At 44.4% G+C, this 10,133-nt stretch carries 11 protein-coding genes; 10 read left to right on the top strand and 1 reads right to left on the bottom strand.

Going from position 1 to position 10,133, the window contains the following annotated elements:
* The 6 genes from AC37HE_RS00180 to AC37HE_RS00155 all read left to right on the top strand — a co-directional run.
* Nucleotides 1-1,378, top strand: a 1,378-nt coding sequence (locus tag AC37HE_RS00180) for an FAD-dependent oxidoreductase (RefSeq protein ID WP_500780744.1), incomplete at its 5' end; no start/stop codon positions are given.
* A gap of 2 nt (nucleotides 1,379-1,380) precedes the next feature.
* On the top strand, nucleotides 1,381-2,841 hold the full coding sequence (locus tag AC37HE_RS00175) for a rubredoxin (protein ID WP_500780743.1): 1,461 nt from the start codon (nucleotides 1,381-1,383) through the stop codon (nucleotides 2,839-2,841).
* Nucleotides 2,842-2,852: 11 nt separating this feature from the next.
* Nucleotides 2,853-3,824: a GTP 3',8-cyclase MoaA gene (locus AC37HE_RS00170; RefSeq protein WP_500780742.1), complete on the top strand. Its 972-nt coding sequence runs from the start codon at nucleotides 2,853-2,855 to the stop codon at nucleotides 3,822-3,824.
* Between the two features lie 3 nt (nucleotides 3,825-3,827).
* A complete protein-coding gene (locus tag AC37HE_RS00165; protein WP_500780741.1) occupies nucleotides 3,828-4,076 on the top strand; it encodes a ubiquitin family protein in 249 nt (82 codons plus the stop codon).
* 49 nt (nucleotides 4,077-4,125) lie between these two features.
* Nucleotides 4,126-4,593 (top strand): molybdenum cofactor biosynthesis protein MoaE, encoded by a 468-nt coding sequence (locus tag AC37HE_RS00160; protein WP_500780740.1) that lies wholly within the window; start codon nucleotides 4,126-4,128, stop codon nucleotides 4,591-4,593.
* The gene (locus tag AC37HE_RS00155; RefSeq protein ID WP_500780739.1) at nucleotides 4,590-5,306 is read left to right on the top strand and encodes a HesA/MoeB/ThiF family protein; all 717 of its coding nucleotides are present in this window, start codon (nucleotides 4,590-4,592) and stop codon (nucleotides 5,304-5,306) included. Before AC37HE_RS00160 ends, AC37HE_RS00155 begins: the two co-directional genes overlap by 4 nt.
* On the opposite strand, the gene AC37HE_RS00150 is transcribed toward AC37HE_RS00155, so the two are convergent.
* Entirely contained in the window at nucleotides 5,303-5,878 is a 576-nt protein-coding gene (locus tag AC37HE_RS00150) for a DUF4202 domain-containing protein (protein WP_500780738.1), read from the bottom strand. The two genes, AC37HE_RS00155 and AC37HE_RS00150, sit on opposite strands and share 4 nt — an antisense overlap.
* A 112-nt stretch (nucleotides 5,879-5,990) precedes the next feature.
* Here AC37HE_RS00150 and nirB point away from each other — a divergent pair, with 112 nt between their 5' ends.
* From nirB to AC37HE_RS00130, 4 genes are all read left to right on the top strand, one after another.
* Entirely contained in the window at nucleotides 5,991-8,483 is a 2,493-nt protein-coding gene (gene nirB / locus AC37HE_RS00145) for a nitrite reductase large subunit NirB (protein WP_500780737.1), read from the top strand.
* 4 nt (nucleotides 8,484-8,487) lie between these two features.
* Entirely contained in the window at nucleotides 8,488-8,841 is a 354-nt protein-coding gene (gene nirD, locus AC37HE_RS00140; protein ID WP_500780736.1) for a nitrite reductase small subunit NirD, read from the top strand.
* 63 nt (nucleotides 8,842-8,904) lie between these two features.
* Nucleotides 8,905-9,645 carry a uroporphyrinogen-III C-methyltransferase gene (gene cobA, locus AC37HE_RS00135; protein WP_500780735.1) on the top strand — a complete coding sequence of 247 codons (741 nt, stop codon included), beginning with the start codon at nucleotides 8,905-8,907 and terminating at the stop codon, nucleotides 9,643-9,645.
* 81 nt (nucleotides 9,646-9,726) lie between these two features.
* The coding region (locus AC37HE_RS00130) for a Crp/Fnr family transcriptional regulator (RefSeq protein ID WP_500780734.1) at nucleotides 9,727-10,133 on the top strand (407 nt) is incomplete at its 3' end.

The raw sequence follows: 10,133 nt of genomic DNA, 5'->3' as shown, positions 1-10,133 counted from the left end.
GGGCGCCGGAGCTGCTGCGCTTCAGTTTGTACGTAGTTATCGCGAGAAAAACCAAACCGACCGGATTTTGGTGATCTCAAAGGAAACTTACCCATTTTATAACCGGGTATTGTTACCCGATTATATTGCAGGCAGCATGACTTGGGAAGCCCTTCAAAAAACAAACGACGAAGAAATAAAAAGATTAAACATACAGGTTGAAGCTGGTGTGAGCCTTAAAGCAATTAATGGTGACGCAAAATCAGTAGAATGCTCAAACGGTAAAATCTACTCCTTTGGAAAACTCATTTTAGCAACGGGTTCGAGTCCCAATGTTGCAAATACCGAATGGATGCAACTCCCTTCAACCTATACCATTCGAAGCCGATACGACGCTGATCGATTCCGAAAAGAAATCAAATCGGGCAACCGTGTATTGGTTGTTGGCGGAGGATTGTTGGGTTTGGAAATGGCTGCCTCTCTCCTTGAACTGGATGTTCAGGTAACCTTGGTTAACCGCAACCCAAGACTTATGGACCGCCAGCTGGACAATGAATCAGCCACACTGCTCAAAGAAATTCTAACGGGAAAAGGCGTTCATATTTTGTTTAACGACGAGCTAAGCCAGTTGAATTACGATCAAAATGAAAAACATCGGGTTAGCTTCAAAAGCGGCAAACGCCTGACCTTTGACGCAGTGGTATTTGCCATTGGTACAAAACCGAATATCGATTTTGCCAAAAACATTGTTGACACGCGTCGCGGTATTATCGTCAATGAGCATCTGCAAACCAGCTGCAATAACATATATGCAATTGGTGAAATAGCAGAATTGCACGGCAGCCTGTTTGGTATTACTGCGGCAGCCGAAGAACAAGCCGATGTATTGGCAAACCACCTGTTGGGCAACCCGATGAGCGAATACCATGGAACTGTCCCAATGAATATCCTCAAATTCCCGGGTATCGATCTCTGCTCGGTCGGACTTACTTCAATTCCGGCCGGATCAAAAGATTTTGAAGAAGTGGTATTTATCGATAAAGCCGCCCGCTATTACAAAAAATGTATTGTGAAAGACGATATACTGATGGGAGCTATATTGATGGGCGATAAAGCTGAATTTGCTGAATTCAAAAAACTGATCGTTCAGCAAACAGAGCTGGCTGGCTTGCGCAACAAGCTACTTCGCACGGGCAAACCAGCTGAGCCGGTCATGGGTAAATTGCTCTGCTCCTGCAACAATGTTGGGGCCGGTAATATTCAGAAAGCCATTCGTGGTGGATGTCATCAACTGGATGCAATCTGCGAGTCAACCGGCGCCGGATTAGGCTGTGGCAGTTGTCGCCCAGAAATTCAAAAACTATTGAAAGAAGAACAGGAACCTGTTATCATTAATTAAGAATGAAAACGCCAAACAACAAATATCTTCACCGTGTACTCAGCAAAGGAGGAGTAATCTCACCTGCCCTTTTAGCCAACGTACTAGAAATGGCCGAAAAATATGGCAATAAGCACGTTTTACTGGGCTCACGTCAGGACATCCTCTTCGATCTGCCATCGGATTTTACACCAAATATTGAAGGCTCTTCAATTTCAATTCAGAAGAGAAGCTCCGGCTTGCAAAATGTAGTTTCATCCTTTGTGTGTGTCGATATTCTACCTTCGACCAACTGGGTTTACTCGGGAACTTATCTGAAGATTATCAATCAGTTTACCTTCGACCACCAGTTACGAGTAAACATTGTAGATCCATGTCAGAATATGGTTCCTCTGTTTTACGGGCAAATTAATTTTATTGCATCAGAAGTGCCAAATTACTGGCACCTGTACCTGAATATGAAGGAAAAAAAAGATCCAGAAAGTTGGCCGGGGCTGATCTTTACCGACGATATTGCTGAGTTTGCGGCTAAACTAGAACAACTCATTCTAACCGAAAAGATTCAAACGGTTGGGGAATTAAGCATTCGTTTGTCAAACTCAGAACTGCAAAAGAACACCCTGAATAAAGAATCTAGAATCACGCTGCCAAAAGGTTTCTTTCCCTACTACGAAGGTTTAGTAAAATTAGACGGAAAAGGCCAGTACTGGGCAGGATTTTACTGGCGAAACAACCAGTATCCAATTCAGTTTTTAAAGGAAGTATGCGACCTGTGCATGAAAACCAACACCGGGAACATCAGCTTTACGCCCTGGAAAACCTTCCTGATTAAAGACATCGAAGCAAAGGACAAAGTTTACTGGGATGAATTGATTGGCCGTTTTGGTATTAACATGCGTCATTCTTCATTCGAACTGAACTGGCACCTGCCACTTCTCGATAAAGAAGCATTGAAATTAAAACGATACTTGGTCTCGGCATTCGACCAATTCGATATCCGTACGTTCGGATTGTCATTTGCGATTCAGAACAAAACGCAAGATAATTTCGCAACTGTCGTGATTCGTAAAAACGGGCGTTTGCCATTTCTCGGCAAATACGATTTTACAAGTAGCTACAGCATTGAACATGCATACGATTTCAACCCCAACAGCAATCATTACATCCTATTCGAAAGAGCTGTATGTCGACAAGATCTGCCCAAAGCACTGAGCGAACTGACCAAGCGTTATTATGCACGGCAATTTGTTGAGAAATCACCAGAATTACCACGACAAAAGCAAAAACATTCAGGACAAAAACTGACTGTACATCAGTGTCAGGACTGCCGTACAGTTTACGATGAACGATACGGGGATCTACTGGCCGACATTCCCGCGGGAACTACCTTTAGTGCTCTTCCACAAAGTTACTGTTGCCAGGTTTGTGAATCGCCAAAATCAAGTTTTAAGGAATTAGAAATAACAGAAGCCATTAGCGCGTAAAAAAGAAATAGATGGATCGAATTGAAGACCAAATGGGAAGACGTTTTGAAAAACTGAGGGTAAGCTTACTCAATACCTGTAATTTTTCATGCACCTACTGTGTGAGCTCGGAATCGGGTATTGCACCTGTAGGAATGGCACAGATCGGCCATGAGGAGCAATTGGATACCAACGAATTTGCAGCATTGATCGCAGCCGTCCACGAACTATGTAATCTGAAAAGCATCCGCCTTACTGGCGGTGAACCCTTGCTGTATATGAACTTATTCCGGCTGATTGAAAAAATAAAGCTCATAGGGATCGACGATATTCGGCTGACCACAAACGGCTATTATTTGAAACAGACTGCCCGTCATTTGAAAGAATCCGGACTTCAATCTATCAATGTTTCGTTAGACGCTATCGCCCCCGAGGTAATGAAAAGAATAGCCCGTCATAAAAGCCCTGAAAAGGTTTTTGAGGGCATTGATGCTGCACTAAAAGAAGATTTAAACGTCAAATTAAATGCGGTAATCATGCGGGGGCAAAACGAATCCCAAATTATTCCACTATTGGAATACGCCGCAAAAATGGGAATCAAAGTACGCTACCTCGAGCTAATGAAGATGGGATATCTCTATGAAGGACAAAATGAGCTTTTCTTTTCAGAAGAGGAAATTCTAAAAACTATCGGATACAAATATCCGATCACCCAGTTGCCCCGAAAAGAATCGGAAACAGCGCACTATTGGTCTGCTGGCGACAATCGGTTGTTTGGCATCATCGCCAATGAATCGACTCCTTTTTGCCACGACTGCAACCGGCTGCGCATGGACAGCCGCGGATACTTTTTCGGATGTCTGAGTAATGCCAACGGCGACAAACTTGCTCCGTACATTCACGATGAAAATTTACTTAGTAAAAAGCTGAAACAACTACTATTACTGAAACAACCAGCCAGGTTTCACGGAAGTGCGTTGTCTATGCGCAATATTGGAGGATAAAAAATGGAAACAACAATCCAAATAACATGTTTTGCCGGATTACGGAAGTTCTTTGAAGGACAACTGAGTTTAAAATTAAAACTGCCGGTAGCTTACGAGAGTGTGATCGAGGAAATGAAAAAGCTCAACCCCGAGGCCACTGAAATACTGGACAGCTGCCGGATAGCAGCCTGTGAAAGCTTTGTATCCTTAAAATCTTTGATGACCAACGATGATCCAATATTTATCATTCCGCCATCCAGCGGGGGTTAACCCAGCAAGAAGATCTTAAGCATTAGTTATAAACAGCGACAAACATAATATGAAACACATCTCACATAAAGATATTAACTACGCGGAACTGTTCAATGAATTCAGGGATCCCAACAGCGGTGCTGTAGTGATGTTCAGCGGCGAAGTTAGAGACAACAACAAAGGGAAGGCAGTTACCCATTTGGAATACGAAGCGTATGTGCCGATGGCAGAGAAAATGATTGGAGAAATCATACAAACAGCCATCAAAAAATGGCCTTTGAACAAAGCCGTTTGTGTACATCGTGTGGGTAAGGTTGATGTTTGTGGGTGTGCTGTGGTTGTTATTACCAGTTCGGCACATCGTGCAGCAGCCTACGAAGCCAACCGCTACATCATCGACCGGGTGAAATTTGAAGCCCCTATTTGGAAGCATGAGTTTTTTGTCGATGGCACCAGCGAGTGGGGACAAAACTGTGATTGCAGTTCTCCATCACATCCACATCATCACGAACATATACACGATCAGGCCCAATGAAACAACTGACGACAGAAGATCACAGCCGATTTTCACGCCATATCTCTCTGAAAGAAATAGGCGAAAGCGGACAGCAAAGGCTAAAAAACGCACGTGTGCTCGTAGTCGGTGCAGGTGGTTTAGGAAGCCCTTTGTTGATCTATCTGGCTGCTGCTGGCGTGGGCTGCATTGGAATAGTTGATGATGATGTGGTGAGTATTTCGAACCTACAACGCCAAGTACTATACAACACCGCGCAGTTGGGACAAAAGAAAATTGCTATTGCAGCACATCGCCTTCTGGAGCTGTATCCGGAGATCGAAGTTAACCAATACGACACGCGTTTAACCGTAGACAATGCTAAAGAGCTTATTACCAATTACGACGTGGTGGCCGACTGTACTGATAATTACGCAACTCGCACCTTAATCGGACAAATGAGTGCCCTGCTAAACAAGCCACTGTCTTACGCATCTGTACTTAACTATGAGGGACAGGTAACCGTGTTCAACTACAACAACGGACCGGCTTTCGACCAGCTATACCAAAGCGTGCCGAAAGATGGCTTGTTCAAAACCGAAGATATTGGTTTGGTAGGTGTTTTACCAGGCATTGCCGGTAGCCTCCAAGCCAATGAAGTGATCAAAATCATCACCGGATATGGTGAGGTACTCTCAGGAAAATTATTGATTTTCTCAATTGATCAAAACCGATTTCAGGTTTTCAACTATTAAGCCAACGCCAAACCAACAATCCGTTTGGTAGGCTCAGATAAGTTTAATTTTAAAGCAACCGAATGACCATGAGCAGACATTTTTCCCCAGGTTTTCTGCACAATCTGAATCAGTTGTGCATCCGTTTTTCTGGGCATGAAACCATCCATGTAATGTTCCAGGAAAACAAGGCAAACGATATCTTCAAGCTTTTGGGCTTCATCCAAACGATGGATATTCAGTTTTTTCAGAATGTCACAAACCTCGGAAATAAACTCATTGGAATATCCGGATGCCTTCAAAATTTCAACCGCCTTTTCAGCCTGGTAGTCACCAAGATAGTTGCGCCACTGGTAATAGCCAATACGTCCCTCAGGATAGGTACAACGGGCAATCTCCCAGCGGTACAAATGCTGGCACCACGTACCTATGGACAACGCTTCCGATGCGTCGGGATAAACCTGAGACAGACAATTAGCCAGACGCTGGCTATACAACAGTTCAACCGGCGTGCCATCCGGCTCTAGATTGGGATCTTGCAGATGAGCAGCTTTCAATGCCTCAACGGCTTTCGGGAAAACAGAACTATACATGTTTTTTCAATTTTAAAAGATAAACGCCGGTAAGCTTAAAAAGTTAGTTCGGCAAGGATGGAAAAGGATTCGACAGTACAAATTTGAAAGTAGAAAATTAACAGATAGCATCATGAAGAAAAGAATTGTTTTAATCGGAAACGGCATGACCGGCTACAAATTTTGCGAAAAATTTGCCGCGTCTCCACTAATTCAAGATTACGATCTACTGGTCTTCGGGGAAGAATTTCACCCGGCTTATGACCGGGTTCATCTAACTTCGTATTACACCGGTACTGTACCAGAAGAGCTTTTATTAGCTCCGGCTGGCTGGTATGCCGAACATGGAATCGAATTGCGTACCCACGAGCAAATCACATCTATCGATCGTGAAGCAAAGACAATCGGTTCAGCCAAAGAGTTGACTTATCACTACGATATTCTTGTGTTGGCAACAGGCTCTTCTGCTTTTGTTCCGCCGATTGAAGGCATTGATAAACAAGGTGTGTTTGTTTATCGCACCTTCGATGATATTGACAAAATCAAAGCCTTCATCCCACAGTCCAAAAAAGCAGCTGTGATCGGTGGTGGTCTGCTCGGGCTAGAAGCAGCAAAAGCAGTTTTGGATGATGGACTTCCTACCAGCATAGTCGAGTTTGCACCACGACTTATGCCTCGCCAGTTGGACCCGCAAGGCGCTGAGATTCTTAAAACGAAACTCGAAGAATTTAACCTTGAAGTTTTGCTGAACAAAAGCACCAAATGCATCATAGGAAATGGATCCATCCAGGGCCTTGAATTTAACGATGGTACAACACTCGACGCCGATTTGCTAGTCATTTCTGCAGGCATCCGGCCACGCGACGAACTGGCTAAACAAGCCGGTCTGGAAGTTCATCCGCGCGGAGGAATCGTGGTGAACAGCAAAATGGAAACTGCAGATCCGAATATTTTCGCAATTGGAGAGTGTGTGGTTGTCCACAACATGGTTTGGGGATTGGTGGCTCCCTGTTATGAAATGGCTGAAGTGTTGGTTAAAAATATCAGCGGAGACTCAGCGGAATTCCTTGGTTTCGACCTCTCATCGAAACTAAAATTGATTGGCACCGATGTCGCCAGCTTTGGAGATGCGCTTTCCGCTCAGGAAGACATAAAAACCATCGTCTACGAAAATAAAGCCCGTGGGGTGTACAAACGCCTCAACCTATCGGCCGACGGCAAATACCTGCTCGGAGGTATCTTAGTTGGAGAGGCCGACGAATACAACATGTTGAAACAGGTAGTCAATAACAAAATTGTTCTTCCTGAAAATCCGGAAGACTTCATTCTGGGCGCTCGTGGTGGTGACGGTGGTGTCGGCATTAGCGTTGGCGACCTTCCTGACTCTGCCATTATTTGTTCCTGCGAAAACATTAGCAAAGGTCAAATTTTAGAAGCTATTGAAAAAGATGGCGCCGAAGCTGTTCCATTGATCAAGAAATGCACCAAGGCAGGTACTGGTTGTGGTGGCTGTATGCCGATGCTAGACGATTTGTTGACTCATTACATGAAATCCCAGGGCCGTGAAGTACGTAAAACCATTTGCGAGCACTTCAACTACACACGTCAGGAGCTGTACGATTTGATTAAAGTGAATGAAATAAAATCGTTCACAGAGCTGATCAATGCTTATGGGAAAGGCTCCGGGTGCGAAATATGTAAACCGGTTACAGCTTCTCTTTTGGCTAGCATTTGGAATGAAGTGATTGCCAAGCACGACACCATTCAGGATACCAACGACCGCTTCCTGGCAAACATTCAACAACGAGGTGTTTACTCCGTGGTTCCCCGCATTCCTGGCGGAGAAATTACACCTGAGAAACTAATTGTAATTGGACAAGTAGCTAAAAAATACGACTTGTATACAAAAATCACAGGAGGTCAACGCATCGACCTATTCGGTGCCCGAGTGGACCAACTTCCGGAAATTTGGGAAGAATTGATCGATGCAGGTTTCGAAAGCGGACATGCCTACGGAAAGGCACTGCGCACTGTAAAAAGTTGTGTGGGTTCAACTTGGTGTCGTTATGGGATGGACGACTCTGTAAGCTTTGCGATCGAAGTTGAAAACCGTTACAAAGGACTGCGCTCTCCTCATAAACTAAAAGGTGGCGTATCGGGCTGTGTGCGCGAATGCGCAGAAGCACGTGGCAAAGACTTTGGCATCATCGCCACCGACAAAGGATGGAACTTATTTGTATGTGGAAACGGAGGGGCAAATCCGCGCCATGCCGACCTGCTCGCCTCAGATCTGGACAAAGAAACCTGCATTAAGTACCTAGACCGTTTCCTGATGTTCTACATCAAAACTGCGGGTCCACTGGTCAGAACTTCCAAATGGCTATCGGAAATGGAAGGTGGGTTGGGTTACCTGAAGGATGTAATTGTAAAGGACTCTCTCGGAATTGGCGAAAAACTGGAACAGGAAATGGTAGAACTGATTTCACATTACCAATGTGAATGGACCACTGTTGTTCGCAACCCGGAAATGCGTAAAAAATTCCGACACTTTGTCAACTCCGACCAAATCGACGAAAATATTAAATACGTACCAATGCGTGGACAAAAAATTCCCGCAAAAGCATAAAACTATGGAAACACAAATAACAACAACAGTAAAAGAATGGGTAAAAGCAGCGTCGGTTGATGACTTCCCGCAAAACGGAGGCGCTGCCGTGCTGATCAACGGGGAACAAATTGCCGTATTCAATTTTACCAACGAAGGTCGCTGGTATGCCACACAGAACCGGTGCCCACATAAAGGAGAAATGGCCATTTCGCGCGGTTTGACCGGCGATGCAGATGGTCGTCACAAGGTCGCTTGTCCCTTCCACAAGAAAACCTTTTCGCTGGAAGACGGCAAATGCCTGACGGATGAAGGTTACCAATTAAAAACTTATCCAGTCAAAGTAGAAGACGACTTTGTATTTATTGGCATCGAATAATAATTGAGCTAATTTTCTCGACTTCTGTTAAAAAAGAAAATAGTCCTTCAACCCAAGGTTAAAATGACAACAACTCACCTAATATCCATTGTTGGCGCAGGTCCCGGAGATCCGGAACTGCTGACTTTAAAGGCTCACAAACGCCTGAGTGAGGCAGATGCAGTTCTGTATGATGCCCTGCATGGCTACGAGATTCTAAAGATTGTACGCAAAAATGCCACATTGATTTATGCGGGTAAATTTCAGGGAGACGGGCAAAATCAGGAGGAACGTCAAGAGTCCATTCATGCTACAATGGCGGATTTGGCAGCACAAGGCAAAAGGGTTGTTCGGTTAAAAGCCGGTGACCCGATGATCTTCGGCCGTGGTGCCGAAGAGATTCGGTTTTGCAAATCGCATGGAATGAATTACGAGGTGATCCCAGGTATAACCGCGGGAGTAGCGGCTTCTGGCCTATTGGAAGTACCATTAACTGAACGTCGTAAGAGTCCGATGGTCTTGTTTTATACCGGCCATAGGACCAACGATGCGCTGACCAATATCGATAGTGTCATCAATGTACTTCGAGGTGGTGGAACAGTTTCTGTTTATATGGGATTACAAAATATTGGAATTCTTGCCAGACAAGTCCTCGACGCCGGAATAGACCCTAACATGCCCGTGCAGGTAATGAGCCATGTATCGCAAGCAGCGCAATCATTATTAAGCTGTACTATTGCCAATATTGAACAGACCTTACTGGAGAAAAAACCCATGACACCTGCCGTCCTTTTCATCGGGGAATACGCCGAACCTATCGTGTAAACGAGCTTCTCAAAAACTAATTAAGCTGTAATAAAGTCCCAACCTAAAGTATATTAACTTTTTGTAAAGGCAGTATAAATCATGATTAGACACCACATCGATTGTATCAATTGTACGAATACCGAATGCTTGATCAAAAAGCATATCAAAGATCCGAACATTGAGACCTATTTGGCAAGGAAGGTGTCCATACCCTGCCGAAAAAGTCAAAATATTATAATTGAAGGCTCGCCAATTCATGGTCTGTACTTTGTGTATTCCGGAAAAGTGAAAGTGCTAACTACGGGTATTAACGGCAGAGAGCAGATTCTGCGCTTGGCTAAAGAAGGAGAGATGCTGGGACAGCGTGGTTTTAGTACCCACCAGTACTATCCCATTGGTGCAATTGCCATAGAAGACAGTATCGTCTGTAACTTCCCGGTAGAAGTGATGAAGGAAATGCTTCTAAATCTACCCCATTTATCCTACGATTTCATAACTTTCTATGC

The sequence above is a fragment of the Mangrovibacterium sp. genome, assembly GCF_059905295.1.
Note: the sequence above shows the minus strand (reverse complement) of the source record. Positions and strands in the feature narration are given on the sequence as shown.

What these genes read in the sequence shown, in the direction of transcription:
- nirB (WP_500780737.1), top strand. Translation starts at nt 5,991, where the DNA reads ATGAAGAAAAGAATTGTTTTAATCGGAAACGGCATGACCGGCTACAAA.
- nirD (WP_500780736.1), top strand. Translation starts at nt 8,488, where the DNA reads ATGGAAACACAAATAACAACAACAGTAAAAGAATGGGTAAAAGCAGCG.
- AC37HE_RS00165 (WP_500780741.1), top strand. Translation starts at nt 3,828, where the DNA reads ATGGAAACAACAATCCAAATAACATGTTTTGCCGGATTACGGAAGTTC.
- AC37HE_RS00155 (WP_500780739.1), top strand. Translation starts at nt 4,590, where the DNA reads ATGAAACAACTGACGACAGAAGATCACAGCCGATTTTCACGCCATATC.
- cobA (WP_500780735.1), top strand. Translation starts at nt 8,905, where the DNA reads ATGACAACAACTCACCTAATATCCATTGTTGGCGCAGGTCCCGGAGAT.
- AC37HE_RS00175 (WP_500780743.1), top strand. Translation starts at nt 1,381, where the DNA reads ATGAAAACGCCAAACAACAAATATCTTCACCGTGTACTCAGCAAAGGA.
- AC37HE_RS00160 (WP_500780740.1), top strand. Translation starts at nt 4,126, where the DNA reads ATGAAACACATCTCACATAAAGATATTAACTACGCGGAACTGTTCAAT.
- AC37HE_RS00150 (WP_500780738.1), bottom strand. Translation starts at nt 5,878, where the DNA reads ATGTATAGTTCTGTTTTCCCGAAAGCCGTTGAGGCATTGAAAGCTGCT.
- AC37HE_RS00170 (WP_500780742.1), top strand. Translation starts at nt 2,853, where the DNA reads ATGGATCGAATTGAAGACCAAATGGGAAGACGTTTTGAAAAACTGAGG.